Source organism: Variovorax sp. UC122_21, assembly GCF_044056785.1.
GTDB lineage: Bacteria > Pseudomonadota > Gammaproteobacteria > Burkholderiales > Burkholderiaceae_C > Variovorax.
The window spans coordinates 3,987,595-4,013,723 of the sequence record NZ_CP172004.1 but is presented as its reverse complement, the minus strand read 5'-3'; the positions used below and the strand labels follow the sequence as shown (position 1 = coordinate 4,013,723).

At 67.2% G+C, this 26,129-nt stretch carries 26 protein-coding genes, 1 tRNA gene and 4 pseudogenes; 16 read left to right on the top strand and 15 right to left on the bottom strand.

What is annotated here, in order from left to right; translation table 11 throughout:
• Window positions 1-13: 13 nt before the first annotated feature.
• The 3 genes from ACHMXE_RS31480 to ACHMXE_RS31470 form a co-directional block, all read right to left on the bottom strand.
• Window positions 14-787 (bottom strand): ABC transporter permease, encoded by a 774-nt coding sequence (locus ACHMXE_RS31480; protein ID WP_203205355.1) that lies wholly within the window; start codon window positions 785-787, stop codon window positions 14-16.
• An 82-nt stretch (window positions 788-869) separates the two neighbouring features.
• A complete protein-coding gene (locus ACHMXE_RS31475) occupies window positions 870-1,853 on the bottom strand; it encodes a tripartite tricarboxylate transporter substrate binding protein (protein ID WP_203205356.1) in 984 nt (327 codons plus the stop codon).
• 221 nt (window positions 1,854-2,074) lie between these two features.
• A complete protein-coding gene (locus ACHMXE_RS31470; RefSeq protein WP_395347978.1) occupies window positions 2,075-2,722 on the bottom strand; it encodes a TetR/AcrR family transcriptional regulator in 648 nt (215 codons plus the stop codon).
• 92 nt (window positions 2,723-2,814) lie between these two features.
• On the opposite strand from ACHMXE_RS31470, the gene ACHMXE_RS31465 reads away from it, so the two are divergent.
• Window positions 2,815-4,539: a thiamine pyrophosphate-binding protein gene (locus ACHMXE_RS31465; protein ID WP_395347977.1), complete on the top strand. Its 1,725-nt coding sequence runs from the start codon at window positions 2,815-2,817 to the stop codon at window positions 4,537-4,539.
• Here the strand turns inward: ACHMXE_RS31465 and ACHMXE_RS31460 are convergent.
• Window positions 4,505-4,798 (bottom strand): hypothetical protein, encoded by a 294-nt coding sequence (locus tag ACHMXE_RS31460; RefSeq protein ID WP_395347976.1) that lies wholly within the window; start codon window positions 4,796-4,798, stop codon window positions 4,505-4,507. The genes ACHMXE_RS31465 and ACHMXE_RS31460 overlap by 35 nt on opposite strands.
• A 130-nt stretch (window positions 4,799-4,928) precedes the next feature.
• Here ACHMXE_RS31460 and ACHMXE_RS31455 point away from each other — a divergent pair, with 130 nt between their 5' ends.
• Window positions 4,929-5,681, top strand: coding sequence for an AraC family transcriptional regulator (locus ACHMXE_RS31455; protein ID WP_395347974.1), 753 nt, complete (start codon window positions 4,929-4,931; stop codon window positions 5,679-5,681).
• A gap of 83 nt (window positions 5,682-5,764) precedes the next feature.
• Here ACHMXE_RS31455 and ACHMXE_RS31450 read toward each other — a convergent pair whose 3' ends face one another.
• Both ACHMXE_RS31450 and ACHMXE_RS31445 read right to left on the bottom strand, forming a co-directional pair.
• Window positions 5,765-6,232: an SWIB/MDM2 domain-containing protein gene (locus tag ACHMXE_RS31450; protein ID WP_093342900.1), complete on the bottom strand. Its 468-nt coding sequence runs from the start codon at window positions 6,230-6,232 to the stop codon at window positions 5,765-5,767.
• A gap of 66 nt (window positions 6,233-6,298) precedes the next feature.
• Window positions 6,299-7,276 carry a DMT family transporter gene (locus ACHMXE_RS31445; RefSeq protein ID WP_395352884.1) on the bottom strand — a complete coding sequence of 326 codons (978 nt, stop codon included), beginning with the start codon at window positions 7,274-7,276 and terminating at the stop codon, window positions 6,299-6,301.
• 69 nt (window positions 7,277-7,345) lie between these two features.
• Here ACHMXE_RS31445 and ACHMXE_RS31440 point away from each other — a divergent pair, with 69 nt between their 5' ends.
• The 11 genes and pseudogenes from ACHMXE_RS31440 to ACHMXE_RS31390 all read left to right on the top strand — a co-directional run bounded on the left by ACHMXE_RS31440 (window position 7,346) and on the right by ACHMXE_RS31390 (window position 17,826).
• The gene (locus ACHMXE_RS31440) at window positions 7,346-7,756 is read left to right on the top strand and encodes a gamma-glutamylcyclotransferase (protein ID WP_395352882.1); all 411 of its coding nucleotides are present in this window, start codon (window positions 7,346-7,348) and stop codon (window positions 7,754-7,756) included.
• 262 nt (window positions 7,757-8,018) lie between these two features.
• Window positions 8,019-9,350, top strand: coding sequence for an isocitrate lyase (gene aceA, locus ACHMXE_RS31435; protein WP_203205361.1), 1,332 nt, complete (start codon window positions 8,019-8,021; stop codon window positions 9,348-9,350).
• 343 nt (window positions 9,351-9,693) lie between these two features.
• Window positions 9,694-11,602 (top strand): annotated as a pseudogene (thrS, locus tag ACHMXE_RS31430) (threonine--tRNA ligase).
• 98 nt (window positions 11,603-11,700) lie between these two features.
• Window positions 11,701-12,321 carry a translation initiation factor IF-3 gene (gene infC, locus ACHMXE_RS31425; RefSeq protein ID WP_082322072.1) on the top strand — a complete coding sequence of 207 codons (621 nt, stop codon included), beginning with the start codon at window positions 11,701-11,703 and terminating at the stop codon, window positions 12,319-12,321.
• Window positions 12,322-12,521: 200 nt separating this feature from the next.
• A pseudogene (gene rpmI / locus ACHMXE_RS31420) lies at window positions 12,522-12,726 on the top strand (50S ribosomal protein L35).
• A 26-nt stretch (window positions 12,727-12,752) separates the two neighbouring features.
• The gene (rplT, locus tag ACHMXE_RS31415; protein WP_012747009.1) at window positions 12,753-13,112 is read left to right on the top strand and encodes a 50S ribosomal protein L20; all 360 of its coding nucleotides are present in this window, start codon (window positions 12,753-12,755) and stop codon (window positions 13,110-13,112) included.
• A 115-nt stretch (window positions 13,113-13,227) separates the two neighbouring features.
• Window positions 13,228-14,304 carry a phenylalanine--tRNA ligase subunit alpha gene (pheS, locus tag ACHMXE_RS31410; RefSeq protein ID WP_203205363.1) on the top strand — a complete coding sequence of 359 codons (1,077 nt, stop codon included), beginning with the start codon at window positions 13,228-13,230 and terminating at the stop codon, window positions 14,302-14,304.
• Between the two features lie 63 nt (window positions 14,305-14,367).
• Window positions 14,368-16,811: pseudogene (pheT, locus tag ACHMXE_RS31405) on the top strand (phenylalanine--tRNA ligase subunit beta).
• Between the two features lie 5 nt (window positions 16,812-16,816).
• Complete coding sequence (locus tag ACHMXE_RS31400; RefSeq protein ID WP_057596652.1) at window positions 16,817-17,188, top strand: integration host factor subunit alpha; 372 nt, start codon at window positions 16,817-16,819, stop codon at window positions 17,186-17,188.
• A gap of 73 nt (window positions 17,189-17,261) precedes the next feature.
• The gene (locus ACHMXE_RS31395) at window positions 17,262-17,723 is read left to right on the top strand and encodes a MerR family transcriptional regulator (RefSeq protein WP_395347972.1); all 462 of its coding nucleotides are present in this window, start codon (window positions 17,262-17,264) and stop codon (window positions 17,721-17,723) included.
• Window positions 17,724-17,749: 26 nt separating this feature from the next.
• Window positions 17,750-17,826, top strand: a tRNA-Pro gene (locus tag ACHMXE_RS31390).
• A 95-nt stretch (window positions 17,827-17,921) separates the two neighbouring features.
• On the opposite strand, the gene ACHMXE_RS31385 is transcribed toward ACHMXE_RS31390, so the two are convergent.
• The gene (locus ACHMXE_RS31385) at window positions 17,922-18,323 is read right to left on the bottom strand and encodes a hypothetical protein (RefSeq protein WP_209540872.1); all 402 of its coding nucleotides are present in this window, start codon (window positions 18,321-18,323) and stop codon (window positions 17,922-17,924) included.
• A 71-nt stretch (window positions 18,324-18,394) separates the two neighbouring features.
• Window positions 18,395-18,901: a hypothetical protein gene (locus ACHMXE_RS31380; protein WP_281081237.1), complete on the bottom strand. Its 507-nt coding sequence runs from the start codon at window positions 18,899-18,901 to the stop codon at window positions 18,395-18,397.
• Window positions 18,902-19,035: 134 nt separating this feature from the next.
• On the opposite strand from ACHMXE_RS31380, the gene ACHMXE_RS31375 reads away from it, so the two are divergent.
• Window positions 19,036-19,266, top strand: a complete 231-nt coding sequence (locus tag ACHMXE_RS31375; protein ID WP_203205367.1) for a hypothetical protein — start codon at window positions 19,036-19,038, stop codon at window positions 19,264-19,266.
• A gap of 92 nt (window positions 19,267-19,358) precedes the next feature.
• On the opposite strand, the gene ACHMXE_RS31370 is transcribed toward ACHMXE_RS31375, so the two are convergent.
• Window positions 19,359-19,535 (bottom strand): hypothetical protein, encoded by a 177-nt coding sequence (locus tag ACHMXE_RS31370; protein WP_203205368.1) that lies wholly within the window; start codon window positions 19,533-19,535, stop codon window positions 19,359-19,361.
• 444 nt (window positions 19,536-19,979) lie between these two features.
• On the bottom strand, window positions 19,980-20,705 hold the full coding sequence (locus tag ACHMXE_RS31365; RefSeq protein WP_395347970.1) for a DUF418 domain-containing protein: 726 nt from the start codon (window positions 20,703-20,705) through the stop codon (window positions 19,980-19,982).
• Between the two features lie 237 nt (window positions 20,706-20,942).
• On the opposite strand from ACHMXE_RS31365, the pseudogene ACHMXE_RS31360 reads away from it, so the two are divergent.
• Window positions 20,943-22,560: pseudogene (locus tag ACHMXE_RS31360) on the top strand (phospholipase D family protein).
• 7 nt (window positions 22,561-22,567) lie between these two features.
• Here ACHMXE_RS31360 and ACHMXE_RS31355 read toward each other — a convergent pair.
• From ACHMXE_RS31355 to ACHMXE_RS31335, 5 genes are all read right to left on the bottom strand, one after another.
• Window positions 22,568-22,702 carry a M23 family metallopeptidase gene (locus ACHMXE_RS31355; protein WP_395352880.1) on the bottom strand — a complete coding sequence of 45 codons (135 nt, stop codon included), beginning with the start codon at window positions 22,700-22,702 and terminating at the stop codon, window positions 22,568-22,570.
• Complete coding sequence (locus tag ACHMXE_RS31350; RefSeq protein ID WP_395347968.1) at window positions 22,659-23,078, bottom strand: peptidoglycan DD-metalloendopeptidase family protein; 420 nt, start codon at window positions 23,076-23,078, stop codon at window positions 22,659-22,661. Before ACHMXE_RS31350 ends, ACHMXE_RS31355 begins: the two co-directional genes overlap by 44 nt.
• 150 nt (window positions 23,079-23,228) lie before the next feature.
• A complete protein-coding gene (locus ACHMXE_RS31345) occupies window positions 23,229-23,720 on the bottom strand; it encodes a CreA family protein (protein WP_395347966.1) in 492 nt (163 codons plus the stop codon).
• Window positions 23,721-23,724: 4 nt separating this feature from the next.
• Window positions 23,725-24,276: an NUDIX hydrolase gene (locus ACHMXE_RS31340; RefSeq protein ID WP_093342880.1), complete on the bottom strand. Its 552-nt coding sequence runs from the start codon at window positions 24,274-24,276 to the stop codon at window positions 23,725-23,727.
• Window positions 24,277-24,297: 21 nt separating this feature from the next.
• The gene (locus tag ACHMXE_RS31335; protein WP_057596644.1) at window positions 24,298-24,999 is read right to left on the bottom strand and encodes a fumarylacetoacetate hydrolase family protein; all 702 of its coding nucleotides are present in this window, start codon (window positions 24,997-24,999) and stop codon (window positions 24,298-24,300) included.
• 184 nt (window positions 25,000-25,183) lie between these two features.
• On the opposite strand from ACHMXE_RS31335, the gene ACHMXE_RS31330 reads away from it, so the two are divergent.
• Window positions 25,184-26,101: a tetratricopeptide repeat protein gene (locus ACHMXE_RS31330; protein WP_395347963.1), complete on the top strand. Its 918-nt coding sequence runs from the start codon at window positions 25,184-25,186 to the stop codon at window positions 26,099-26,101.
• Window positions 26,102-26,129 lie beyond the last annotated feature (28 nt).

Sequence of the window (26,129 nt, the reverse complement as noted above, 5' to 3'; positions counted from 1 at the left end):
CAGGAAGGGGCACTCAGTTGGCGTGGCGCTGCGAGGCGTGCCAGGGGATCATCACGCGCTCGACCAGGTCGACCGCCACGAACAGGACCACGCCAATGCTCGAGAGCACGACCAGCGCGGCGAACATCAGCGGCAGGTCGAAGTTGCCGTTGGCCACCTGCAGCACGTAGCCGATGCCCGAGTTGGAGCCGACGAATTCGCCGACCACCGCGCCGACGACGGCCAGCGTGACCGAGACCTTGAGGCCGCTGAAGATCTGCGGCAGCGCCTGCGGCAGGCTGATCTTGAAGAAGGTCTGCAGCCGGCTCGCGCCCATCGAGCGCGCGAGGTCGAGCATGTCGGGCTCGACCGACTTGAAGCCCATCACGGTGGAGACCACCACCGGGAAGAAGCCCAGCAGGAAGGCCGAGATCACCTTGGGGAAGATGCCGAAGCCGAACCACACCACGAACAGCGGCGCGATCGCCACCTTGGGGATGCTCTGCGAGAACACCAGCAGCGGATAGACGTACGACTCGACCAGCCGCGAGTAGGCGATGACCATCGCGATCGGGATGCCGATCACGATCGTGAGGCCGAAGCCGCCGAGCGTGGCCAGCGTGGTCTTCCAGCTCTCGGTCAGCAGGCGCGGCCATTCGTTGACCAGCTGCTTGACCACCTCCCACGGCGGCGGGATCAGATAGGCCGGGATCTTGAAGAGGCGGATCGCGAGGTCCCACAGCACCAGCAGCAGCAGGATCAGCAGGAAGGGGCGCAGCGCCGGGGAGAGCAGGAGTTTGCGGATCATGGAGAGCGCGCCGGTGGCGGCGCGGGGCGTTCGGTCGGAAGTCGGTGGGCTGCGAAAGAAGCGGGCGCTGTCGCGAGAGGCCTTACTGCTGGACCGCGAGGCCGGCGGCCTTCACGAGCTCGGCATTGCTCGCGATCTCCTGCTTGATGTAGGCATCGAACTGCGCGGGCTTGAGCGTCCAGGCATCGGCGCCGAGCTTGAGGAAGCGCTCCTTCACCTCGGGCGTGGCGAGGGCCTTCGCCACTTCGTCGTGCAGGCGGTCGACCACGGCGCGCGGCGTCTTCGCGGGCGCCATCATTCCGATCCAGAAGTTGAACTCGGAGCCGGGCACGCCGGCCTCGGCGGTGGTGGGCACGTCGGGCAGGGCGGCCGCGCGCTTGGGCGAACCCACGGCGAGCGCCAGCAGCTGGCCTTCCTTGATCTGGCCGATGACCGGCGCGATCGGCGAGAAGTAGTAGTCGACGCGGCCCGAGAGCACCTCGGTGACCGCCTCGCCCGATCCCTTGAACGGGATGTTGGTGGCGTCGATCTTGGCGGCCATCTTGAACTTCTCGGCGTTCAGGTGCGTGGCGCTGCCCTGGCCGGCCGAGGCGAAGTTCATGCTGCCGGGCTTGGCGCGCGCAGCGGCCAGCAGTTGCGGCAGCGTCTTGATGTTCTTCGAGGGCGCGATCACCAGCGCGTTGGGCAGCGAGGAGATCGGCGTGACGCCCGCGAAGTCGTTCACCGTGTCGAAGGGCAGCTTGGCGAAGGTCGAGGGGCTGACCGTGTGCGACGACGAATGGATCATCACCGTGTAGCCGTCGGCCGCCGCCGTGGCCACCGCCTGCTGGCCGATGGTGCCGCTGGCGCCGCCGCGGTTCTCGATCACCAGCGGCTGGCCCATGCTCGCGCCCATCTTGTCGGCGATGGCGCGGGCAATGATGTCGGTGGTGCTGCCGGCCGCGAAGGGCACGATCACGCGGATCGGCTTGCTGGGGTAGGCGGCTTCCGCGCCGGCGAGGGCGGGGAGCAGGGCGCCCAGGCCGACGATCGCGGCCAGCGTGGCGTTGCGTGCGAATTGCTTCATGGGTCTTTGTTCTCCGCGCGGCGGGGCCGCTGGTGTCGTTGCGAGCTCAATTCACCAATAAGTGAATTACCGATTCTAGGAACGCGGGCGCGGCAGCGTCAACGGGTGGACCCTGGTGGATACCCGTAGATCGGGAAGGCGATGGGAGGCGTCTCGCGCGGCGATGGCGCGCGCGGCTCTGCCGCCGCAAGAGGGGCGGCGGGAGGCTGAGGAAGGGCTTGTCAGTGCAGCACGTAGCCGAGCACGAGGTCGGTCATGTGCGAGAGGCGCTGCGCCATCGCCTTGGGCGCGCGCAGGTCACGGCCGAAGATGGCCGAGAGCGTGTGGTTGTTCGAGAGGTAGAAGTAGCACAGCGAGGCGATCGAGATGTAGAGCTGCACCGGATCGACGCCCGCGCGGAACAGGTTGTCGCGCCGGCCGCGCTCGAGCACCGTGTCGAGCAGCTGCACCAGCGGCGAGTTCATCTCCTGGATGCGCTCCGAGCGCTTGAGGTGCGAGGCCTGGTGCAGGTTCTCGCTGTTGAGCAGAGTGATGAACTCGGGATGCTCGAGGTAGTAGTGCCAGGTGAAGGACACCAGCTGGCGGATCGCCTCGACCGGATCGATCTCGTCGAGGTGCAGCCGCTGCTCGGCCTCGCGGATGTCGGCGTAGGTGCGCTCGAGCACCGCGAGGAACAGGTCGTCCTTGCTGCCGAAGTAGTAGTAGATGAGCCGCTTGTTGAGGCCCGCGCGCTCGGCGATGCTGTCCATGCGGGCGCCGGCGAGGCCGCGCGCCGAGAACTCGTCGCGCGCCGAGGCGAGGATCGCGAGCTGCGAACGGTCGGCATCGCGCGAGCGGGGTTCCAGCGTTTCGGGGGCGGTGGCCTTCATGGCGCGAATTTAACCATTTGGGGAATTAAAACAAGGGAGGCGGGGCGGGCGCACATAATCGCCGCGGACAAAGTGTTGGAGTTCTACTGCTCATGAGTACATCACAACCCGCAGGCCACCTGATCGTCGAGTGCCTGCTCGAACAGGGCATGGAGATCGCGTTCGGCGTGCCCGGCGAGAGTTTCCTCGCGGTGCTCGACGGCTTCCATGCCTACGGCGAGCGCGCGCGTTTCATCGTCAACCGGCAGGAGGGCGGCGCGGCCTTCATGGCCGAGGCGCACGGCAAGCTCACGGGCCGTCCCGGCATCTGCTTCGTGACGCGCGGCCCGGGCGCCACCAATGCCTCGATCGGCGTGCACAACGCCTTCCAGGATTCCACGCCGATGGTGCTGTTCGTCGGCGACGTGGGCAGCGACTTCCGCGACCGCGAGGCCTTCCAGGAGGTCGACTACGGCAGCTTCTTCGGACCGAGCACCAAGGGCTTCGCCAAGCGCGTGGAGCGCATCGACGATGCGAACCGCATCCCCGAGTACATCGCGCGCGCCTTCTCGACCGCGATGAACGGCCGCCCCGGCCCGGTGGTGCTGGTGCTGCCCGAGGACATGCTGCGCAGCGAGACCGCCGCGCGGCCGCTGCCGCGGGTGGAGGCGGTCGAGCCCTGGAGCGACCCGGGCGCGCTGCGCACCCTGCGCGAGCTGCTGCTGAAATCGCGCCAGCCGCTGGTGATCGCCGGCGGCGGCGGCTGGACCGCGCAGGCCGCGCAGGCGCTGCAGCGCTTCGCCGAGAACTGGCGCCTGCCGGTGACCAATGCCTTCCGGTTCCAGGACACCTTCGACAACCACCATCCGCTCTACGCGGGCGACGTCGGCATCGCGATCAATCCGAAGCTGGCGCAGCGCGTGAAGGACGCCGACCTGATCCTCGCCATCGGCCCGCGCCTGGGCGAGATGACCACCGGCGGCTACACGCTGCTCGAGGCGCCGAAGGCGAAGCAGGCGCTGGTGCACATCCATGCCAGCGCCGAGGAGCTCAACCGCGTCTACCAGGCCGACCTGGCGATCAATGCCGGCATGAGCGCCGCGGCGCGCAGCCTCGAGGTGCTGAGCGCGCCGCCCACGCTGCCCTGGGAGGACTGGGCTCTGCAGGCGAACGCCGACTACCAGGCCTGGCTCGAGCCGCAGGCGCTGGCCGGCATGCCGGCGGAAACGCCGCGCGGCGCGGTCGACATGGCGGTGGTGTTGGCGACGCTGCAGAAGCACCTGCCGGCCGATGCCACGATCACCAACGGCGCCGGCAACTTCGCGAGCTGGGTGCACCGCTACTTCCGCTACCACGGCCTCGCCAAGGGCCACAAGACGCAGCTGGCGCCCACCAGCGGCGCCATGGGCTACGGCGTGCCGGCCGGCATCGCCACCAGCCTCGCGACCGGCCGGGTGGCCTTCACGATCGCGGGCGACGGCGATTTCCTGATGACGGGCCAGGAGCTGGCAACGGCCGCGCAGCATGGCGGCAAGAGCATCGTGGTGCTGCTGAACAACGGCATGTTCGGCACCATCCGCATGCACCAGGAGCGCGAGTACCCCGAGCGCACCAGCGGCACCGCGCTGCGCAATCCCGATTTCTGCGGCCTGGCGCGCGCCTACGGCTACGCGGCCGAGCGTGTGACCGAGACCGCGCAGTTCGAGGCCGCGCTGCTGCGCGCGCTGGCGGCCGACACCGGCACGCTGATCGAGATTCCGCTCGACCCCGAGGTCATCACCACGCGCGGCACGCTGTCGTCGATCAGGCGCGCGGCGCAGCAGCAGGCGCGGAGCTGAGCGCGGCGCGATGCCTCGCGACCTCCGCGCGCAGGGCTGCGGAGCGCAGCTCGAACACCTCGAACAGGCCGAGCGCCTCGAGCGCGGGGATCAGGCCGACGAGGTCCTCGTGCGCGGCCTGACGCTGCGCCTCGCCGGCCTGAGCATCCTCCAGCACGCGCACGTTGGCGAGGAAGGCACCGACCGAGCCCTTGCGCACGGGCTGGCCGTTGAGGACGGCGAAGTTCTGGTCATCGGGCAGGACATCCTGGGCTTTCATGGCGGTTCCTTGAGGAAGAGAGGGAAGGGTGGATCGAAGGCTTCGATGCTAGGCAGGCGTCGCGTCGCGGGCTTGCGGCGCGGTGCCAATCGGTATCGCCATCGGGCCATGTCACGGATGGAGCGACGCGATGGCTGAGCCCGCGGTGAGGCTCGATCTCAACGCCTACGAGGCACCGCGCACCACGGGCGCGCATGCGCACGAGGAAGGCCAGCTGTTCGCGCTGCGCGCGGGCCTGCAGCTGATCGAGACCAGCGCGGGGCGCTGGGTGCTGCCGCCCGGGTGGATCGGCTGGATCGCGCCGCGCTGCGCGCACGCGGCACAGAGCCATGGCGCGACGGCCGGGTGGAGCCTCTATCTCGATCCGGCGCTGACGACGGCCTTGCCCGCGCAGCCGCATGTGTTCGCGTCGACGCCGCTGATCCGCGAGCTGGTGGGGCGGCTGGTGTCGCTCGGCGAGGAGGGGGAGGCAGCGCGCCGCCTGCGGCTGGTGGCGGTGCTGGTCGACGAACTGGCGGCGGGCGCGCGGACCTCGCTGCATCTCGCATTGCCGCAGGAGCGGCGCCTGCTCGCGCTGGCCACCGCGCTGGCCGACGATCCCGCGCGCGACGACACGATCGAGCAATGGGCCGATCGCATCGGCATGGCGCGCCGCACGCTCACGCGCCGCTTCGCCGCCGAGACCGGCCTGAGCTTCGCGCAGTGGCGCCAGCAGGGACGGTTGCTCAAGGCGGTGCAATTGCTGGGCGTGGGCGAGCCCGTGACGACGGTGGCGCTGACGGTGGGCTACAGCTCGGTGAGTGCCTTCATCGAGACCTTCCGGCGCCATTTCGGTTGCACGCCCTCGCGCTTCTTCGCGCACGATGCCGGCGCTTCGCGCTGAGGCGATCGCGAAAAGTACGGACGAAAAAAAGCCGGCTGTCGCCGGCTTTCCTGATCGACCCGGAGGTCGTTCGAGTGGTGCGCTTACTTGACGTGCTTGCCGATCAGCGCGGCCAGTTCGAACATCGACACTTGAGCCTTGCCGAAGATTTCCTTCAGCTTGGCGTCGGCGTTGATGTTGCGCTTGTTGGCCTTGTCTTGCAGGTTGTTCTTCTTGATGTAGTCCCACAGCTTGCTCACGACGGCGGTGCGCGGCAGCGGCGTCGAACCGACCACGGCAGCCAGTGCGGGGCTGGGGGTCAGGGCCTTCATGAAGGCGGCGTTCGGGGTGCGCTTCTTGGCGGGAGCCTTTGCAGCAGCCTTCTTCGCGGGTGCAGCCTTCTTGGCGGGAGCAGCAGCCTTCTTCGCCGGTGCGGCAGCCTTCTTCGCAGGAGCAGCAGCCTTCTTCGCCGGTGCAGCGGCCTTCTTCGCGGGAGCAGCAGCCTTCTTCGCGGGAGCAGCGGCCTTCTTAGCCGGCGCTTTCTTGGCCGGAGCCTTCTTTGCAGTTGCCATGGTTGATTTCCTTTTTTGGTTGAACGTCACCAATGAAAAACAGGGTCTCCACTGGCATCGCGGATGCTAAATGAGAAAAAACGCGTTTCCAAGGGAAAAAGCGCTTTTTTCATTGGAGGTTGTTGTTTTTTCAGAGGGAGAGCGCCCGTTTTGCCTGCGGCGCGCGGGCCAGGTCGCCAGGAAGACGCCTGCGAGAGCGAGCGCGAACGCGAACAGCTGCACCAGGGAGAGGCTTTCCCCGAGCACGAGCACGCCCACGAGCGCTGCGCTCACGGGCAGCATCACCGCGAAAACACCGGCCTGCGCGGCGGGTATGTGGCGCAGTCCGGTCATCCAGAGCCACACCGTCCAGATGCTCGCTGCGAGTGCGTAGGCGACCAGCAGCAGCCAGAGGCCGGGGCGCACCGCGGCGAAGTCGAACTGCAGCGCGAACCAGATGCCCAGCGGCGTGCTGAGCACGAAGCCCCAGAGGTTGATCAGCGAGGAGATCCGCTTGGGTCCGAGCCGGCCGGTGAGCGACTTGCCGATCACCGCATAGGCGGCCTCGCAGAGCACCGCGCAGAACACCAGCAGGTTTCCGAGCCACGGCGTCGACGAGGAGGCGCCCGTGCCCGGGTGCGCGCTCGCATGCGCCGGCGCGAGCGCGAGCAGCCCGATGCCGATCGCGGCGCAGAGGATCGCGAGGCCGATGCGCAGCGTGATGCGCTCGCGCAGGAACAGCCAGCTCGCCACCGCGACCGCCGCCGGGATCGACGCCATGATCACGCCCGCCGAGACCGCGCTCGTGAGGCTCACGCCGAACAGCATGCAGATCGAGAACAGGAAATTGCCGAGGAAGGATTCGAGGAACACCAGCCAGCGCGTGCGCGCGGTCATCGGCGCTTCGTCGGGTGCGCGGCGCAACCAGTGCGGCATGGCGAGCGCCGCGATGCCGAAGCGCAGCCAGGCCAGCAGCAGCACCGGGAAGGCCGCGACCAGCGGCTTTGAGAGGGCGACGTAGCAGCCCACGAGCGACATGCTCAGCGCGAGGCAGCCGTAGGCCATGAGCCGGCCTGGGCGGGTGCGGCGGGGGTTCAATAGACTGGGGTGATTTGGAGAAAGGAAGCATCGATGATGCCGCAATCGACGCATGCGCCGGGCGTGCGCCACGTCTTCGTCTACGGCACCTTGCGCGCGGGCGGGCGCAACGACATCGCGCGCTTCGCGCCGCTGCCGCTCCGCGTGGCCGACGCCGAGGTCGCGGGCACGCTCTACGACCTCGGCGCCTATCCGGGCATGATGCTGGGCGGCGAGGGCCGCGTGAAGGGCGAGATCTACGCGATCGATGCGCAGGTGGAGGTCGCGCTCGACCGGCTCGAGGAAGTGGCCGACGACGATTCGGGCGAGTACATCAAGCGCTGGCTGCGCGTGGAGGCCACCAACGGCCGCGCCTGCGATTGCCTGGTCTACGAGATCCATCCGTCGCGCATCGAAGGGCGCGCGGTGATCGCGGGCGGCGACTGGATCGCGCATTCTCGGCGTTGACGGCGCGCGTTCTAGCCCGCGTTTTTCACAGACGAAAGAGTGATTGCGCATCGTGAAAATCGCCGCTGCTGCACCGCAGTATTTTTCTCGATATGAGAAAGTTGTTTTCTCATTGAGAAATATCTCCGTAAGTTGTTGATTTTGTTAATGCAAAAATATGTCTTCTATAAGACATAAGAGTGGGCGGCGCGATTACAGTTAGCCCATGGCCGCAGCGCCGAAACGCTCGAAACCAACCCTTCAATCAACTCACGGAGTGACCATGCCCCAGACCCTCACCGAACAACTCAGCCGCGAACAGCAGATTGCCGCCCTCGAGAAAGAATGGGCCACGGACGCCCGCTGGAAGGGCGTGAAGCGCGGCTACAGCGCGGCCGACGTCGTGCGCCTGCGCGGTTCGTTCCCGATCGACTACACGCTCGCCAAGCGCGGCGCCGAGAAGCTCTGGGACAAGATCAACGGCGGTTCGAAGAAGGGCTACGTGAACGCCTTCGGCGCGATCTCCGCCGGCCAGGCGATGCAGCAGGCCAAGGCCGGCCTCGAAGCCGTGTACCTGTCGGGCTGGCAAGTGGCCGCCGACGGCAACAGCTCCGAAACCATGTACCCCGACCAGTCGCTCTACGCGTACGACTCGGTGCCCACCATGGTCCGCCGCATCAACAACACCTTCCGCCGCGCCGATGAAATCCAGTGGGGCCGTGGCGTGAACCCGGGCGACAAGGAGTTCATCGACTACTTCCTGCCGATCGTGGCCGATGCCGAAGCCGGTTTCGGCGGCGTGCTCAACGCCTTCGAACTGATGAAGAACATGATCGCCGCGGGTGCCGCCGGCGTGCACTTCGAAGACCAGCTGGCCGCCGTCAAGAAGTGCGGCCACATGGGTGGCAAGGTGCTGGTGCCGACGCGCGAAGCCTGCGAGAAGCTGATCGCCGCGCGCTTCGCCGCCGACGTGCTGGGCGTGCCCACCATCGTGCTGGCCCGCACCGACGCCGAAGCCGCGAACCTGATCACGTCGGACCACGACGCCAACGACAAGCCCTTCCTGACCGGCGAGCGCACCTCGGAAGGCTTTTACCGCGTGAAGAACGGCCTCGAGCAGGCCATCAGCCGCGGCGTCGCCTACGCGCCTTATGCCGACCTGGTGTGGTGCGAAACCGGCGTGCCCGACATCGGCTTCGCCCGCGAGTTCGCGCAGGCCGTGCACGCCGCCTGCCCGGGCAAGCTGCTGTCGTACAACTGCTCGCCGTCGTTCAACTGGAAGAAGAACCTGGACGACAAGCAGATCGCGACCTTCCAGGAAGACCTCTCGGACCTGGGCTACAAGTACCAGTTCATCACGCTGGCCGGCATCCACGTCAATTGGTACAACACCTTCAAGTTCGCGCACGCCTATGCACGCGGCGAGGGCATGAAGCACTACGTGAACATGGTCCAGGAGCCGGAATTCGCGGCGCGCGAACAGGGCTACACCTTCGTGTCGCACCAGCAGGAAGTCGGCGCGGGCTACTTCGACGACGTGACCACCGTGATCCAGGGCGGCCAGTCGAGCGTGAAGGCACTGACCGGTTCGACGGAAGAAGAGCAGTTCCACTGAGCGACCGACTCGACATTCGCTGTCACCTTGAAGCCCGGCCGCGCGCCGGGCTTTTTTTCGTGCGTGCGAATGCCGGCTCGCCCAGGCGGACTTCGCGTGCCGCGGCGCGCTCGGCGCGCTCGGCGCGCCGAGCGGCTAGAATCATGGGCTCCACTGTCAGTCAACAAGGGCGAGAAAGGCACTTTGGTTATGACACCGCGAACTACCCCGCAAGCCATCTGCGGTGTTTTCTTCTTCGAAGGAAGCGCCCGCTAAACCGCGCGCGCTGGTTCGAGCCAGCTTCCCTGCCACAGCAAAGCGCGGTCATCCACCGCGCTTTTTTGTTTTTCGCCCGAGGTTTTTCATGATCCACATCACGCTTCCTGACAACTCGCAGCGCGAGTATCCCGGCCCGGTCTCGGTGGCCGACGTCGCCAAGTCCATCGGCCCCGGCCTCGCCAAGATGACGGTGGCCGGCAAGGTCGACGGCCGGCTGGTCGACGCCAGCGACATCATCGACCACGATGCCAAGCTCCACATCATCACGCCCAAGGACGACGAGGGCCTGGAGATCATCCGCCACTCGACGGCCCACCTGGTCGGCCACGCGGTCAAGCAGCTCTATCCGACGGCCCGGATGGTGATCGGCCCGGTGATCGAGGAGGGCTTCTACTACGACATCGCGTTCGAACGCCCCTTCACGCCCGAGGACATGGCCGCGATCGAGGCGCGCATGCGCGAGCTGATCGCGCAGGACTACGACGTGGTCAAGAAGATGACGCCACGTGCCGAGGTGATCGAGGTCTTCAAGTCGCGCGGCGAGGACTACAAGCTGCGCCTGGTCGAGGACATGCCCGACGAGCAGGCCATGGGCCTGTACTACCACCAGGAATACGTCGACATGTGCCGCGGCCCGCACGTGCCGAACACGCGTTTCCTCAAGGTCTTCAAGCTCACGAAGCTGGCCGGCGCCTACTGGCGCGGCGATGCCAAGAACGAGCAGCTGCAGCGCATCTACGGCACGGCCTGGGCCGACAAGAAGCAGCTCGACCAGTACATCCAGCGCATCGAGGAAGCCGAGAAGCGCGACCACCGCCGCCTCGGCAAGGAACTCGACCTGTTCCACATCGACGAAGTGGCGCCGGGCGTGGTGTTCTGGCATCCCAAGGGCTGGGCGGTCTGGCAGCAGGTCGAGCAGTACATGCGCGGCATCTACCGCGACACGGGCTACTGGGAAGTGAAGGGTCCGCAGATCCTCGACAAGAGCCTGTGGGAGAAGACGGGCCACTGGCAGAACTACCGCGACAACATGTTCACGACGGAGTCGGAAAAGCGCGAGTACGCGTTGAAGCCGATGAACTGCCCGGGCCACGTGCTGATCTTCAAGAGCGACCTGCGCAGCTACCGCGACCTGCCGCTGCGCTACGGCGAGTTCGGCCAGTGCCACCGCAACGAACCGAGCGGCGCGCTGCACGGGATCATGCGCGTGCGTGGCTTCACGCAGGACGACGGCCACATCTTCTGCACGGAGGACCAGATCCTCGACGAATGCATCGCCTACACGGCGCAGCTGCAGAAGGTGTACGCGGACTTCGGCTTCACGGACATCCTCTACAAGGTCGCGACGCGGCCCGAGAACCGCGTGGGTTCGGACGAGCTCTGGGACAAGGCCGAGCATGCAGTGATGGAATCGCTGCGCCGCTCGGGCGTGGAGTTCGTGATCGCTCCGGGCGACGGCGCCTTCTATGGCCCGAAGATCGAATACACGCTGCGCGATGCGATCGGCCGCCAGTGGCAGTGCGGCACGATGCAGGTCGACTTCAACACGGCCGAGCGCCTGGGTGGCGAGTACGTGACGGAATCGAGCGGCCGCGCGCACCCGGTGATGCTGCACCGTGCGATCGTGGGCAGCCTCGAGCGATTCATCGGCATGCTGATCGAACACCATGCCGGCGCGATGCCCGCCTGGCTCGCTCCGGTGCAGGTGGCGGTGCTCAATATCAGCGAAGGACAGGCCGATTACGCCGCGCAAGTTGCGAAAACGCTGCAAAATCAAGGGCTTAGGGTCCAGCTCGATCTGCACAACGAGAAGATTACGTATAAAATACGCAAGCATTCGTTGCAAAAGCTCCCTTACATCGTTGTCGTGGGCGACAAGGAAAAGGAAGCTGGCGCCGTTGCAGTGCGCGCCCCGAGGCAACCAAGACCTCGGTGCAATGTCCCTCGAATCGTTCGCGCAACGGCTCGTCCAGGATGTTGCTGACAAGCGTTGATTTGTCGTCGAAACACCCCACATGTTTCTGCCAAATGTACCGCTTGCCCGCGAGGACTGAGCGGCTTTCGCTACTCTTTTTGTAGCAAAACTTAGAGGATACCAACCATCGCTACTGCATTTCGCGACCGCCGCCACCGCGAGGAACGCCAACATCGCCTGAACCGGGAAATCATGGCCCCGGAAGTCCGCCTGATCGGCCCGGATAACGAGCAATTGGGTGTTGTGAGTCTTGCGGAGGCCTTGCGTCTCGCCGGTGAGCAGGACGTGGATCTGGTGGAGGTCGTCGCGGCGGCCAATCCACCGGTGTGCCGCCTGATCGAGTACGGCAAGTTCAAGTACCACGAGCAGAAGAAGGCGGCCGAGGCGAAGTCCAAGCAGAAGGTCATCGAGGTCAAGGAAATCAAGTTCCGGCCCGGTACCGACGATGGCGACTACAACATCAAGATGCGCAACATCCGGCGCTTTCTTGAGGATGGCGACAAGTGCAAGATCACGCTGCGCTTCCGGGGGCGCGAGATCACGCACCAGGAACTCGGTCTGGCCCTGTTGCAGCGCATCCGCGACGAGCTCGGCGACACGATCCTCGTCGAGCAGTTTCCGAAGCTCGAAGGCCGGCAGATGATCATGATGATCGCGCCGGGCCGCAAGAAGCCCGGTGGGGCTCCGGCCAAGCCGGCGACGGAAAACGCGGCGGCACCGGCTCCGGCTGGCGCCTGAGCGAACAAAGATCCGGTCGGGTCCGGCGGTGCGAGCCGCTGGCTTGATCGGATGTGAGAATTCGAAGGGATTTCGCCGATCGCCGGCGCGCGCTGCAAGGCAAGCGCGGGCGGTGGCGAGATGAAGAAGTGTCTCGGGGCCAACAAGTCCATGGAGTTCATCCACGGCGCCTCACGAGCACAAATTAAAGGAGCATTCACATGCCCAAAATGAAGACCAAGAGCAGCGCGAAGAAACGTTTCCGCGTTCGTCCCGGTGGCACCGTCAAGCGCGGTCAAGCCTTCAAGCGTCACATCCTGACCAAGAAGACCACCAAGAACAAGCGTCACCTGCGTGGTGCGGTGTCGGTGCACGAAAACCAACATGGTTTCGATGGCCGCGATGCTGCCCGGCATGGGCATTTGATCAACTGACGAACAAGGAGTAATCACATGCCTCGCGTCAAACGTGGTGTAACGGCTCGCGCCCGCCACAAGAAAGTTCTCGCACTCGCCAAGGGTTTCCGCGGTCGCCGCGGCAATGTCTTCCGCATCGCCAAACAGGCGGTGATGAAGGCAGGCCAATACGCCTACCGTGACCGCCGCACCAAGAAGCGCGTGTTCCGTCAACTGTGGATCGCGCGTATCAACGCCGCCTCGCGTGAACTGGGCCTGACCTACAGCCAGTTCGCCAACGGCATCCGCAAGGCCGGGATCGAGATCGACCGCAAGATGCTTGCGGACATCGCCGTGCACGACAAGGCCGCTTTTGCGGGCATCGTGGAGCAGGTCAAGGCCAAGCTGGCTGCTTGATTCTGCACAGCGGGTAACCGTCCCCGGACAGTTTCCTGCGCCCACGGCACAAGGGCTGGCGCTTGAAAGAGCACCAGCCCTTTTTTATTTTTCCCCGAAGAAATCTGTTGTTGCTATGAACGAGTTGGACTCCCTGGTCGACACCGCACGTGCCGCCTTCGCGCAGGCGAAGACCCCCGCTGAGCTCGAGAACGCCAAGGCCCAGTTCCTGGGCAAGTCGGGCCGCATCACCGAGCTGATGAAGGGCATGGCCGCGCTGAGCGTCGACGAGAAGAAGTCGCGCGGTGCCGCCATCAACGTGGCCAAGCAGGCGATCGAGTCCGCCCTGAACGAACGCCGCCAGCAACTGGCCGACGAGGAACTCTCGCAGCAGCTGCGCGCCGAGGCGCTCGACGTGAGCCTGCCCGGCCGCCGCCGCATCCCCGGCGGCCTGCACCCGGTGAGCCGTACCCTCGAGCGCATCGAGGAGATCTTCTCGAGCATGGGCTTCGACGTGGCCGACGGTCCTGAGATCGAGAGCGACTGGCACAGCTTCACCTCGCTCAACAACCCGCCGAACCATCCGGCGCGTTCGATGCAGGACACCTTCTACGTCGACCTGAACGGCGAGGACGGCATCCCCTACAACCTGCGTCCGCACACCAGCCCGATGCAGGTGCGCTACGCCCACCAGCACATCAAGAAGTACGCGGCTGAGTTCGCGGCCGCGGCCGCCGACACCACCGGCACGATCAAGGCGCCCGAGATCCGCGTGATCGCGCCGGGCCGCACCTACCGCGTCGACAGCGACGCCACCCATTCGCCGATGTTCCATCAGTGCGAAGGCCTGTGGCTCGGCGAGAACGTGAGCTTCAAGGACCTCAAGGTCGTCTTCACCGACTTCTGCCGCACCTTCTTCGAGCGCGACGACCTCGTGCTGCGCTTCCGGCCGAGCTTCTTCCCGTTCACCGAACCGAGCGCCGAGATCGACATCCAGTTCCAGAGCGGCCCGCTGGCCGGTCGCTGGCTCGAGGTGTCGGGTTCGGGCCAGGTGCATCCGAACGTGGTGCGCAACATGGGCCTCGACCCCGAGCGCTACATCGGCTTCGCCTTCGGCATGGGCCCCGACCGCCTCACGATGCTGCGCTACGGCGTGAACGACCTTCGCCTGTTCTTCGACGGCGACCTGCGCTTCCTCTCGCAATTCCAGTGACCCGCTGACGCGCGAGACGAAACGAGACCTTCCACACCAGAAAAACAGATCGAGATCGAAGAGATGCAATTCCCGGAATCCTGGCTGCGCGAGTTCTGCAACCCGCCCATCGACAGCGCCGAACTGGCCGAAACGCTCACCATGGGCGGCTTCGAGGTCGAGGAGCGCCGGCCGGCGGCACCGCCCTTCACGCGCATCGTGGTGGGCGAGATCAAGGAAGCCGTCCAGCACCCGAACGCCGACCGCCTGCGCGTGTGCCAGGTCGACGCGGGGCAGGGCGCCTTGCTCAACATCGTGTGCGGCGCGCCCAATGCGCGCGTCGGCATCAAGGTGCCGTGCGCGCTGGTGGGTGCCGAACTGCCGCCCGGCGAGGACGGCAAGCCGTTCCTGATCAAGCTCGGCAAGCTTCGCGGCGTCGAGAGCCAGGGCATGCTGTGCTCGGCGCGCGAACTGCAGCTGAGCGAAGACCACGGCGGCCTGCTCGAACTCGCGGCCGATGCGCCCATCGGCGTCGACGTGCGCGAAGTGCTCAAGCTCGACGACACGCTGCTCACGCTCAAGCTCACGCCCAACCTCGCGCACGGCCTCAGCGTGTACGGCGTGGCGCGCGAACTCGCCGCGCTGACCGGTGCGCCGCTCAAGCCGCGCACCGTGGCGCCGGTCGAGGCGGCCTTCGCCGACAAGCTGCCGGTGAAGGTCGAGGCGCCCGAGCTCTGCGGCCGCTTCTCGGGCCGCATCGTGCGCGGCGTCGACACCAAGGTCGCGACCCCGGCCTGGATGGTCGAGCGCCTCGCGCGCTGCGGCCAGCGCAGCGTGACGCCGCTGGTCGACATCTCGAACTACGTGATGTTCGAGTACGGCCAGCCCAGCCACATCTTCGACCTCGACAAGATCCACGGCGGCCTCACCGTGCGCTGGGGCAAGGCCGGCGAACAGCTCAAGCTGCTCAATGGCACCACGATCACGGTCGACGACAAGGTGGGCGTGATCGCCGACGACCGCGAAGTCGAATCGCTCGCGGGCATCATGGGTGGCGACGCCACCGCAGTCTCGGACGACACGCGCAACATCTACGTCGAGGCCGCGTTCTGGTGGCCCGAAGCGGTGCAGGGCCGTTCGCGCCGCTTCAACTTCTCGACCGACGCCGGTCATCGCTACGAGCGCGGCGTCGACCCGAGCCGCACCGTCGAGATCATCGAGCGCATCACGCAGCTGATCGTCGAGATCTGCGGCGGCCAGGCCGGTGCCATGGACGACCAGATCCTGCGCGTGCCCGAGGCGCTGCCCGTGACGCTGCGCGTGGCGCGCGCGCCGCGCGCGTGATCGGCATGCCACTGACCCAGGCCCAGTGCGTGGACGCGCTGCGCCGGCTGGGCTTCGCGCTGACCGAAGGCGATGGCACGCTGACCATCGTGCCGCCGCCGCACCGCTTCGATCTGCTGATCGAGGAAGACCTGATCGAGGAGGTCGCGCGCCTGATCGGCTTCAACAACCTGCCGACCACCGCGCCGCTCGCGCCGATCACCGCGCGCGTGCGTCCCGAAGCGCAGCGCAGCCGTTTCGCGGTGCGCCGCGGCCTGGCCGCGCTGGGCTACCAGGAAACCATTAACTTCAGCTTCGTCGAAGCCGACTGGGAGAAGGAGCTCGCGGGCAACGACAACCCGGTCAAGCTCTTGAACCCGATCGCGAGCCAGATGAGCGTGATGCGTTCGTCGCTGCTCGGCTCGCTGCTGCAGGTGCTCAAGTTCAACCTCGACCGCAAGGCGCCGCGCGTGCGCGTGTTCGAGGTGGGCCGCGTGTTCCTGCGCGACGACGGCGTGGTCACCACCGACAGCACCGTGCGCGGCGTGCATCAGCCGATGCGCGTGGCCAGTCTCGCCTGGGGCGATGCCGACGAAGCGCGCTGGGACGGCAAGGCGCAGCGCGTCGACTTCTACGACGTGAAGGGCGATGTCGAGGCGCTGCTCGCGCCGCTGGTGCCGCGCTTCGAGCCTGCCGAGCATCCGGCCCTGCATCCGGGCCGCTCGGCGCGCGTGACGATCGACGGCAAGGCCATCGGCTTCGTCGGCGAGCTGCATCCGCGCTGGCGCCAGAAGTGGGACTTCGCGCAGCCCGCCGTGCTGTTCGAACTCGACCTCGATGCGGTCACCGCGCGTCCGGTACCGGTGGCGCAGGCCGTGCCCAAGCACCAGGCGGTCGAGCGCGACATCGCGGTGGTGGTGGCGGAAGCCGTCACGCACGATGCGCTGATCGACGCCATCCGTTCGACCGGTGCCGCACAGGGCCTGCTGCGCGACGCCGTGCTGTTCGACATCTACCGGCCGCAGCCCGCGCGCGACGGCACGGTGGCCGCGGCCGGTGGCCTGCAACCCGGCGAGAAGAGCATGGCGGTGCGCCTGAGCTTCCAGGGCGACAGCGCCACCCTGACCGACGAGCAGGTCGAGCCGGCCGTGCGCGCCATCGTCGATCAACTGGCCGCGAAGGTGGGCGGACGCCTGAGAGGATGACCCGAATGAATGCCGTCGAATTCACGCTCGAAGCACTCGAGACGCCCGCGCTCACCAAGGCGCATCTGGCCGACCTGCTGTTCGAGCAGATCGGCCTGAACAAGCGCGAGTCCAAGGACATGGTCGAGGCCTTCTTCGACCTGGTCGCCAACAGCCTGATCGAAGGCACGGACGTGAAGATCTCGGGCTTCGGCAACTTCCAGATCCGCGTGAAGGCGCCGCGGCCGGGCCGCAATCCGCGCACCGGCGAAGCCATTCCGATCGGCGAGCGGCGCGTCGCGACCTTCCACGCGAGCGCGAAGCTCAAGGAACAGATTCACGGGAACATCGATCCGAACGCCTCTCCCGAGGTCGAGTGGAGCCTGGGTTCCGAATAAGGCTTGTTCGTGCGCGCTTCCGTGGAGTAACCTCTGAGGTTTGCCGCGCGCAGAGTTGATTTCAATGGAGAACATGGCCGACAAGGCACTCCCGCCCATCCCCGTCAAACGCTACTTCACCATCGGTGAGGTCGGCGAACTCTGTGGGGTGAAACCGCATGTGCTGCGCTACTGGGAGCAGGAGTTCACGCAGTTGCGCCCGATGAAGCGGCGCGGCAACCGGCGCTACTACCAGCACCATGAAGTGCTGATGATCCGCCGCATCCGCGACCTGCTCTACGACCAGGGCTTCACGATCAGCGGTGCGCGCAACAAGCTGCAGGAACTGGTGCAGCACGAACGCGACCGTCGCAAGGCGGGCGAGGTTCCGCTCGAGGGCATGGAGGCCGTCGAGATCGATCACGAGGCGTTCGAGGCCGCACTGCACGACGAAGAAGCCGCGCCGAGCGCGGCCCGCAGCGTCGACCTGTCGCAGTTGTTGCAGCTTCGCCGCGAGCTTTTTGAAATTCGTGAGTTGCTGACCGTCGGACGCTGAAAAGAGAAGGCTATAATCGAGAGCTTCGGTGTGTGGCGCAGCCTGGTAGCGCACTTGCATGGGGTGCAAGGGGTCGAAGGTTCGAATCCTTTCACACCGACCAACAATCATCGCGAGATGGAACAACGGGTCAGAGCCACAAGCTCTGACCCGTTTTTTTTGTCGTGTCCGAGAGGTGCTCGTTTCGTAGAGCCGCGATCAGCCGCGCGATGAATCCGGCGCGCTCAGCTCGCCGTTCCACGAATTGAAGAGGTAGCCGCCCGTCGCATCCTGCAGCGTCGCCTGCACCTCGATCAGCGTGTTGATCTCGTCGAGGGTCTCGTCGAGGTCGTCGATGTCGATCTCGAAACGGGCATTGCATCCGCGCATGGCGGAGGAATGCGCCGTACCTTCTGCGATCTCGATGGCTTCCGCGTTCACGTGCGGCGCGGCGGACAGCCTGATCCGTAGGGCGGGGCCGTCGTCTTCCCACTGGACGACGAGCGCGTCGCCGTCGGCGGCGACGTCCAGGCCTTGCTCGGTCAGCAGTCGCGCGGCCTCGTTCAGATCGGGGCTGGAGGCGCTCGATGCGAAGAAGACCATGGAGACGTCGTCGGCCATAGGCGGATGTTCCTCGGGACCTGAATGAGAAGCGGCCATTGTGCCGGCCCGACCGGGCCACTACTCGAGGACTACGCCGTCGCGCGGACCTCGAAGAAGGCCTCGTCCGTATCGCCCAGATCCCGGAAGCCCGCGGTCCTGGCCGTGTCGTAGGCCTTGGCCCAGCGGCGCGCGAGCGCGATGTCGGCCTTCGAGAGTTCGTTCTCGCTCGATTCGCTCGCGTTCTGGAAAGCGCGCAGCGCCGGCAGTACCTCGCTGCCCAGTTGGCGCTCGAGCTCGCGCTGGAAACGCCGCTGCGCCAGGCCGATGGCTTCGTCGGTGGCGTGTGCATAGTCGGCGAGGAGCACCTCGTAACCGGCGTGAGGCTCGGTATCCGGCTCCGCGGAAGACCGTGCTGGCCCTGCTTTCTGCCGCGCCGGCGGTGCTTCTTCGAAAGGCTCGGGATGGGCGCCATCGACGATGGCCGGTTGATGGAACAACTCAACTTGGGTCATGGCAAGAATCGGCGTGGAAATACTGTTTGAATATACAGTGATTTCGCCGCGAGCAGGTGTCCGAAAAGCATGACGCCGATTCATGCCGCCTGAAGCCGCGCGCCCGCTTCATATCGCCGCCATCCCTTACCTGCCGTGACAACTCCGCCGATGCCTGACATGTTCCTGAGACCTTGTCGCGAGAATAATCCCGCACTCAAGAAAAAAATGGACATCCGATGCAGCACATCGAAATCCTCAAGAAGGACGGCATCGTTGCACGCCGCCACATCCAGGACCCGGAAAATGGCGAATGGCCCGCGTGGGTGACTTTCGAGAAGGAAGGCCAGGCATCTCGGCGCATCCGCCACGGCATCGGCACCTTCAGGTCCGAGGAAGAGCTTCTCTCGAATTGCGTCGCCTTCGCCCATCGCATGATCGACGAGGGAAAGACGGGCTTTCGCCTCTGAGCGGCGGGGCCTCGACGCCGGGCCCTCGCACTCCCAGGCTGCGCCCGCGTTCGCGGCGTCGCGCCTGGCGCATCACCGTTGCGCCGCGCCTCTCAGAGGCTGCCGAAACCCGTCTGTCCGATGACGACGTGCTCGCGCTGAGCACGAGGCTTCGGCTGCCGTCGCGGCTTCTCCGCCCGCAGGATGGCCAGCATGGCCATGAGGGCGGCGCCAGCACCAATGCCGGCGATGAAAACGAAAGCGATGAAGAAAGGGTCGGATGCTCGCATGCGGTCCTAACGTAAGTTCGCACCCCACGGTTTACAGGGGGTTACACCTACACGTTGTACCGCAAGCCAGCAGGGACCGGAAGAGCAGAGCTCCCACCCGTGACTGGCGTGCTACAGAAGCCTTGCCTGCTTGGGGCGGGCTCGGCGCGGAAGCTTCCTGCTGCCCAGGCTCGTCAGGGCCCGTTCGACGCCCCTTTGCGGCAACAGCTGCGACTTGCCGCAGTTCCCGCAGCGGTAGGGTTTCAGCCACGGGAAGAAGCGCATCCACGCCTGCTGCGGGGCGCTGTTCAGATGCTCGATGCTGCAAGGGCAGGGCGAAAACGGGTTGGCCATGAGATTCCCGACGAGGGCGCGGTGTTGCGTGGTCCCTGGGCGGCTCTCCGGCCATCCGCCGCGAATTGTTGCAGTGCATTGTTAAGTCTCTCTTAGAGGCGCCCGCTGCCATCAGGCCTGTCCTTCCCGGTTCGAGCGCATCGGCGCCATGCGCCCCCGCACCAGGCTGCGCCAGGCCCATTCGAGCGGGCCGAGCCGGTAGCGGCGCAGCCACCAGCAGCTCGCGGCCGCTTGCAGCGCCAGGATCGCCATGCAGGCGATGGCCATGCCCGCCACGCCGAACTTCGGGCACAGGCCCGGGCCGACGCCGTAGAAGAGGCTCAGGCCCGCCAGCAGTTGCACGAAGCCGTTGCTCCAGGCCATGCGCCCGAGCGGTGTCAGCTTGCGCAGCCGGCGCCGCCAGGCGGTGCGCTGGAACAGCAGCACGAAGGCCGCGATGCAGAAAAGCGCCGCGGCCGCGTGGAGCAGGCCGGCCGTGAATCGACCGGCAGGAACCTGCGACGCGAGCAGCCAGCCCGCCGCGAGGCTCGCCAGCGGCAGCCAACGCCAGAACCGTCGATGGGCCACCGACTGCCGCAGCACCTGCGCATGGCCGAAGACAAGGCCGGCCAGCAGTCCCGCCAGCACGAGCAGCGGCCACGAGGCGGCGGCGCCCGCGAAGTCGGACGGCGCGAAGCCGCGCAGGGCCACGGCCGGCGCGCCGAACAACGCAAAGCCGCGCAAGGCATCGACCAGTTCGAGCCGGCGCGGTCTGGCGTCTTGCGCGATCGCTGCGGGGCCAGCGATCGGCCAGGTCGAGGCAAGAGGAAGAGACGGCGTGGCGAGTCCGAGGGTCATCGATGTGCGGCAGGGTCTGCGAAGCGATGGAGGGAACCCGGTGCGGCGCGGCAGGCCGCCAGGTGCGGGACGCGGCAGCCGTGGGAGAGAGGCGCGTCGGCCCCGATGCTAGGCAGGCGCATTGCCTCAACATTACGCAGGCTGCATCGGGTCCCCGCCTCGTGGTAGAAACCGCCGCCCGCATCGCCTTCCGGTGCGGCCATCCCCTTGCCACATCCCTCCGCTTCGCCCGCCACCTTGCCCGCAGGCCGCATCGGCCGCGCCTGGCCGATCGCCTTCTGGCTCACGCTCGGCTTCGCGCTGCTGCTGGGCGGCTGCGCGGGCCTGCCCACCGAGGTCGCGCGCCGGTCGTCGGTGACGATCCCGAACGGCGCCGACACCACGCTCGGCCGCCTCGTGACGGCGACCGCGCCGCGCGGCGAGGACGAGCCGCTCAGCGGCTTCCGCCTGCTGCCGATGGCGCAGTTCTCGCTGCATGCGCGCATCGAGCTGATCCCGCCGCGCCGAGCGCTCGGTCGACGTGCAGTACTACCTGGTGCAGAACGACGAGACCGGTCGCTACCTGCTGCGCCACCTGCGCGACGCGGCGAAGCGCGGCGTGCGCGTGCGGCTGCTGGTCGACGATCTCTACACGGCCGGCGCCGATCCGCTGTTCCTGGGCCTGGCCGCACATCCGAACGTCGAGGTGCGGATGTTCAATCCCTTTCCCGCCGGCCGCGAGCACTTCGGCACGCGCTGGACCGCGTCGCTGCTCGACTTCAACCGCGTGCACCGCCGCATGCACAACAAGCTGTTCGTGGTCGACGACACGATGGCGGTGATGGGCGGGCGCAACATCGCCAACGAGTACTTCCTGCGCGACGGCGGCTCGAACTTCATCGACATCGACACGCTGGTGGCCGGGCCCGTGGTCCACAAGCTCTCGTCGCTGTTCGACATCTACTGGAACAGCCCCTACGTCTATCCGATCGAGTCGCTGGTGTCGGCCGACGGCGCCTCGCCGCAGGCACTGCGCTCGCGCTTCGACGAGCTCACGAGCGGGCCGGGCACGCCCGAGCCCGAGCAACCCTCGGCCACCGACCTGCTGGGCCACCATCCGCTGGCGGCCGACCTCGACGCGGGCCAGCTGCAACTGGCCTGGGCGCGCGCCGAGGCCTACGCGGACGCGCCCGCCAAGGCGCTGGCACCCGAGGAGAGCCGCGGCGCGCCGGCCGACGTCTCGCCCGACAGCGTGCAGTTCAACCTGCAGCGTCACCTGCGCGGCGCGCGCACCGAGATCATGCAGACCACGCCCTACCTGATCCCGGGCCGCGGCGGCATGGAAACCATCCGGCATGTGCGCGGCAACGGCGTGGGCTACATCATGGTCACCAACTCGCTGGCGGCCACCGACGAGTCGCTGGTGCACATCGGCTACCGCCGCTACCGCGCCGAGATGCTGCGCCTGGGCGTGGCGCTCTACGAGCTCAGTCCCAAGCGGGTCGAGCAGAGCCGGCGCTTCGGCATGTACGAGACCTCGAGCGGCCGGCTGCACGGCAAGTCGGCGGTGATCGACGGGCGCACGGTCTTCATCGGCTCGATGAACTTCGATCCGCGCTCGGTGCTGCACAACACCGAGATCGGCCTGTTCATCTTCAGCCCGCAGATCGCGCAGCAGCTCAACAGCCTGATCGGCTTCATCCGGCTCGACGGCGCCTACCAGCTGCAGCTCGGCCGCGCGGTGGCATCGAATGGGTGAGCCCGGCCGCGGGCGATGGCGCCGACACCATCCTGCACACCGAGCCGGAGACGAACTTTCTGGGCGCGCTGGCGGCTCGAGCTGCTCGCGCCGCTGGTGCCCGAGAGCCTGCTGTGAGGCCCGCCTACTGCTGCAGGCGGCCGCTCAGGTAGGGCTCGGGATCGACGGCCACGCCGTTTTTGCGGATCTCGAAACGCAGCTTCACGCGGTTGGCGTCACCGCCCGATCCCATCTCGGCGATCTTCTCGCCCTGGCGCACCACCGCGCCTTCCTTCACGAGGATGGTGCTCGCGTGGGCATAGGCGGTGAGGAAGGGTGTCGTTGTGCTTGACGATGACCATGTTGCCGTAGGCCGCGAGCTCGTTGCCCACGTACACCACGCGGCCGTCGGCCGAGGCCACGATCGGGTCGCCGAGGTTGCCGGCGATGTCCACGCCCTTGTTGCGCACGCCGTCGAAGCGGCCGATGGTGGTGCCGGCGGCGGGCCGGATGAACAAGGCCTGGCGCTGCGGCGGCGGGGTCGCGGTGCGGCCGGGCTGTTGCATGGGCGGCAGCGGCGTGGTCGTGCAGGCGGCGATGCCGGCGGCGAGCAGCGCCGCGGCGCCGATTCGGAAAACAAAAGTCTGAAGGTGCATGGCGCTCGGTTGGAACGGGGACGTTCTGAAGGGTTCCCTCGGATCCCGGGGCCGTGCGGCCCGGTCGGTCGATGCTAGCAAGTCGTCGGACGCTTCCCTCCAGGCCGGCAGGGATTTGGCGCGCGCGAACGATCGCGCGGCCTCGGGCGATCACTTCAGCGGGATCGGCGTGCCGCGGTCGATCGGCACCGCGGTGACGCTGTTCTTCGGCGAGCCGTCGATCAGCAGGTCGGAGTAGGTGAGGTAGACCAGCGTGTTGCGCCGCGCGTCGACCATGCGCACCACGCGCAGCCGCTTGAACAGCACCGACAGCCGTTCGCTGTAGACCTCCTCGCGCTTGGGCAGCGGCTGCGTGACGTTCACCGGGCCGACCTGGCGGCAGGCGATCGAGGCCTCGGCCTTGTCCTCGGCCACGCCGAAGGCGCCCGCGATGCCGCCGGTCTTGGCGCGCGAGACGTAGCAGGTCACGCCGTTGACCTTGGGGTCGTCGTAGGCCTCGATCACGATCTTGTGGTCGGGGCCGATCAGCTTGAAGGCGGTGTCGACCTCGCCCACGGTCTCGGCGCGCGCCGCGGTGGCGGCCAGCAGGGCGGCGGCGAGAGCGAGTGCCGCGCCGTGTCGAAGGGAGATGGCGTGCTTCATCGGGTCAGACGATGTCGATCGTGTGGACGCGGTCGAAGCTGCCGCGGCGCCGATCCTCGAAGTAGTGCTGCAGCGCCTCGCGCACCGTGCGGAAGGCGATCTCGTCCCAGGGAATCTCCTCTTCGGCGAAGAGCTTCGCCTCGATGGTCTCGTGGCCCGGATCGAAGCGGTCGTCGAGCAGGCGCGCACGGTAGAACAGGTGCACCTGTCCCACGCGCGGCACGCTCATCACCGCGAACAGGCCCTCGATCTCGAAATTCGCACCGGCTTCCTCGTCGGTCTCGCGCGCCGCGCCCTGGGCCGTGGTCTCCTCGAGCTCCATGAAGCCCGCCGGCAGCGTCCACTTGCCCCAGCGCGGCTCGATGTTGCGCTTGCACAGCAGCACCTTGTCGCCGAGCACGGGGATGGTCCCCACCACGTTGAGCGGGTTCTCGTAGTGGATCGTGTTGCAGGCCGGGCAGACGGCGCGTTCCTTGGTGTCGCCGTCGTCGGGCACGCGGTAGACCACCGCGGTGCCGCAGTTCTTGCAATGCTTGATGGGGATGCGCAGCAGCATGGGGCGGGCGTGCTCGCGGCCTCAGACGATCTTGACGGTCAGCACGGGCAGGCCGGCGACTTCGCCCACCAGCGTGTCGCCCGCGACCACCGCCGCCACGCCTTCGGGCGTGCCGCTGTAGATCAGGTCGCCGGGTTGCAGCTCCCAGGCGGCCGACAGGTGCTCGATGGTCTCTGCCACGTTCCAGATCAGCTTGCTCACGTTGCTGCGCTGGCGATCGGTGCCGTTGACCTGCAGCGAGATCTCGGCCTTCTCGGCGTCGCCGGCCTGCGCCACCGGCACGATCGGGCCGATCGGCGCGCTCTGTTCGAAGCCCTTGCCGATGTCCCAGGGGCGGCCCTGCTTCTTCATCTCGTTCTGCAGGTCGCGGCGGGTCATGTCCAGGCCCACGGCGTAGCCGAAGATGTGCTTGTGCGCGTCGGCGGCCGAGATGTTCTTGCCGCCGGTGCCGATCGCCACCACGAGTTCGATCTCGTGGTGCAGGTTCTTGGTCAGCGTGGGGTAGTCCACGGTGCCGGTCTGGCCGGCCTCGACCACCACGGCGGCGTCGGCGGGCTTCATGAAGAAGAACGGCGGTTCGCGGCCGGTGAAGCCCATTTCCTTGGCGTGATCTTCGTAGTTGCGGCCCACGCAGTAGATGCGATGCACCGGGAAGCGGGCGGTCTGTCCGACGACGGGAACGGAAACGGTCGCGGGCGGGGCGAAGACGAACTCGGAGGCCATGGAAAAGTATCCTTTGGAGGCGAAGCGGGAGAGGGGGAAGCCGGCAGTGTGCCAGAGGCGCCGGCCGGGCGCCGGGGCGCCGGGGCCGGCCATCGGGGTCTGCGGGTGGCGGTGCCGCGTCCAGGGCGCAAAATACGGCCCGCTTTCCGCCCCGCACCGCCCCGCCACCGCTTCGCTCCTCCCCATGCCCCTTCGATTCGGAAAAGCCGGCAAGGCCCAGGCCTGCAACGATCTCGGCAACACGCGCCAGGACGACGGCGACGAGGACGGCGCGCTGCAGGCCTATGCCGAGGCCAGCAGCCACCGTCCCGACTGGGCCGTGCCCTGGTACAACGCCGGCCTGATCCACAAGTACCGCGGCGACTGGGCCGCCTCGCTCGAGGCCAATGCGCGCGCCGTGCAGTGCGACCCGGGCAACGAGGGCGCGGTCTGGAACCTCGGCATCGCCGCCACCGCGCTCGGCGACTGGGCCACGGCGCGACGCGCCTGGCGCCTCTACGGCATCCCGCTGGCCGAGGGCGAGGGCCCGGTCGACCATTTCGCCGGCCTGACGCCGATCCGCGTGCATGGCGACGAGGCCAGCGAGGTGCTGTGGGCCGACCGCATCGATCCCGCGCGCGCGATCCTGCGCAACGTGCCCTTGCCCAGCTCGGGCCACCGCTACGGCGATCTCGTGCTGCACGACGGCGCGCCCAACGGCTATCGGCTGCATCAGGGGCGCGAGGTGGCGGTGTTCGACGCGCTCGCGCTGATCGCGCCCTCCGACTACGCCACCTTCGAGCTCTGGATCGAGGGCGCGTCGCAGGAAGAGGTCGACACCCTGATCGCGCGCTTCCATGAAGCCGGCGACGGCGCCGAGAACTGGAGCCTGGGCATTCGCATGCTCTGCGCGGCCTGCTCCGAAGGCCGGCCCTACGGGGACGGCGAAGGCCACGAACATCCGGCCGACCAGACCGTGGGCCCGCGCGGGCCCTGGCGCCTGGGCCTGGCCACGCGCGGGGAGACCGCCGTGCGCGCCCCGCTCGACGCCTGGCAACGGGAACATCCCGCGGCCACCCTTCGCGACCTGCGCTGCGTGCTTGCCGCAGTGCCCCGCTCCTGAATCGCACCGACGCTATCCTCGAAACCAT

Excerpts from the sequence above, each read along its gene's own strand:
- ACHMXE_RS31455 (WP_395347974.1), top strand. The coding sequence starts at position 4,929 with ATGGCTGAGCCCGCGGTGAGGCTCGATCTCAACGCCTACGAGGCACCG.
- ACHMXE_RS31385 (WP_209540872.1), bottom strand. The coding sequence starts at position 18,323 with ATGGCCGACGACGTCTCCATGGTCTTCTTCGCATCGAGCGCCTCCAGC.
- ACHMXE_RS31345 (WP_395347966.1), bottom strand. The coding sequence starts at position 23,720 with ATGAAGCACGCCATCTCCCTTCGACACGGCGCGGCACTCGCTCTCGCC.
- ACHMXE_RS31365 (WP_395347970.1), bottom strand. The coding sequence starts at position 20,705 with ATGACCCTCGGACTCGCCACGCCGTCTCTTCCTCTTGCCTCGACCTGG.
- ACHMXE_RS31470 (WP_395347978.1), bottom strand. The coding sequence starts at position 2,722 with ATGAAGGCCACCGCCCCCGAAACGCTGGAACCCCGCTCGCGCGATGCC.
- rplT (WP_012747009.1), top strand. The coding sequence starts at position 12,753 with ATGCCTCGCGTCAAACGTGGTGTAACGGCTCGCGCCCGCCACAAGAAA.
- ACHMXE_RS31330 (WP_395347963.1), top strand. The coding sequence starts at position 25,184 with ATGCCCCTTCGATTCGGAAAAGCCGGCAAGGCCCAGGCCTGCAACGAT.
- pheS (WP_203205363.1), top strand. The coding sequence starts at position 13,228 with ATGAACGAGTTGGACTCCCTGGTCGACACCGCACGTGCCGCCTTCGCG.
- ACHMXE_RS31380 (WP_281081237.1), bottom strand. The coding sequence starts at position 18,901 with ATGAATCGGCGTCATGCTTTTCGGACACCTGCTCGCGGCGAAATCACT.
- ACHMXE_RS31340 (WP_093342880.1), bottom strand. The coding sequence starts at position 24,276 with ATGCTGCTGCGCATCCCCATCAAGCATTGCAAGAACTGCGGCACCGCG.
- ACHMXE_RS31480 (WP_203205355.1), bottom strand. The coding sequence starts at position 787 with ATGATCCGCAAACTCCTGCTCTCCCCGGCGCTGCGCCCCTTCCTGCTG.
- ACHMXE_RS31440 (WP_395352882.1), top strand. The coding sequence starts at position 7,346 with ATGCCGCAATCGACGCATGCGCCGGGCGTGCGCCACGTCTTCGTCTAC.
- ACHMXE_RS31475 (WP_203205356.1), bottom strand. The coding sequence starts at position 1,853 with ATGAAGCAATTCGCACGCAACGCCACGCTGGCCGCGATCGTCGGCCTG.
- ACHMXE_RS31350 (WP_395347968.1), bottom strand. The coding sequence starts at position 23,078 with ATGCACCTTCAGACTTTTGTTTTCCGAATCGGCGCCGCGGCGCTGCTC.
- ACHMXE_RS31335 (WP_057596644.1), bottom strand. The coding sequence starts at position 24,999 with ATGGCCTCCGAGTTCGTCTTCGCCCCGCCCGCGACCGTTTCCGTTCCC.
- ACHMXE_RS31370 (WP_203205368.1), bottom strand. The coding sequence starts at position 19,535 with ATGCGAGCATCCGACCCTTTCTTCATCGCTTTCGTTTTCATCGCCGGC.
- ACHMXE_RS31445 (WP_395352884.1), bottom strand. The coding sequence starts at position 7,276 with ATGGCCTACGGCTGCCTCGCGCTGAGCATGTCGCTCGTGGGCTGCTAC.
- ACHMXE_RS31395 (WP_395347972.1), top strand. The coding sequence starts at position 17,262 with ATGGCCGACAAGGCACTCCCGCCCATCCCCGTCAAACGCTACTTCACC.
- ACHMXE_RS31460 (WP_395347976.1), bottom strand. The coding sequence starts at position 4,798 with ATGAAAGCCCAGGATGTCCTGCCCGATGACCAGAACTTCGCCGTCCTC.
- ACHMXE_RS31375 (WP_203205367.1), top strand. The coding sequence starts at position 19,036 with ATGCAGCACATCGAAATCCTCAAGAAGGACGGCATCGTTGCACGCCGC.
- ACHMXE_RS31450 (WP_093342900.1), bottom strand. The coding sequence starts at position 6,232 with ATGGCAACTGCAAAGAAGGCTCCGGCCAAGAAAGCGCCGGCTAAGAAG.
- ACHMXE_RS31400 (WP_057596652.1), top strand. The coding sequence starts at position 16,817 with ATGAATGCCGTCGAATTCACGCTCGAAGCACTCGAGACGCCCGCGCTC.
- aceA (WP_203205361.1), top strand. The coding sequence starts at position 8,019 with ATGCCCCAGACCCTCACCGAACAACTCAGCCGCGAACAGCAGATTGCC.
- ACHMXE_RS31465 (WP_395347977.1), top strand. The coding sequence starts at position 2,815 with ATGAGTACATCACAACCCGCAGGCCACCTGATCGTCGAGTGCCTGCTC.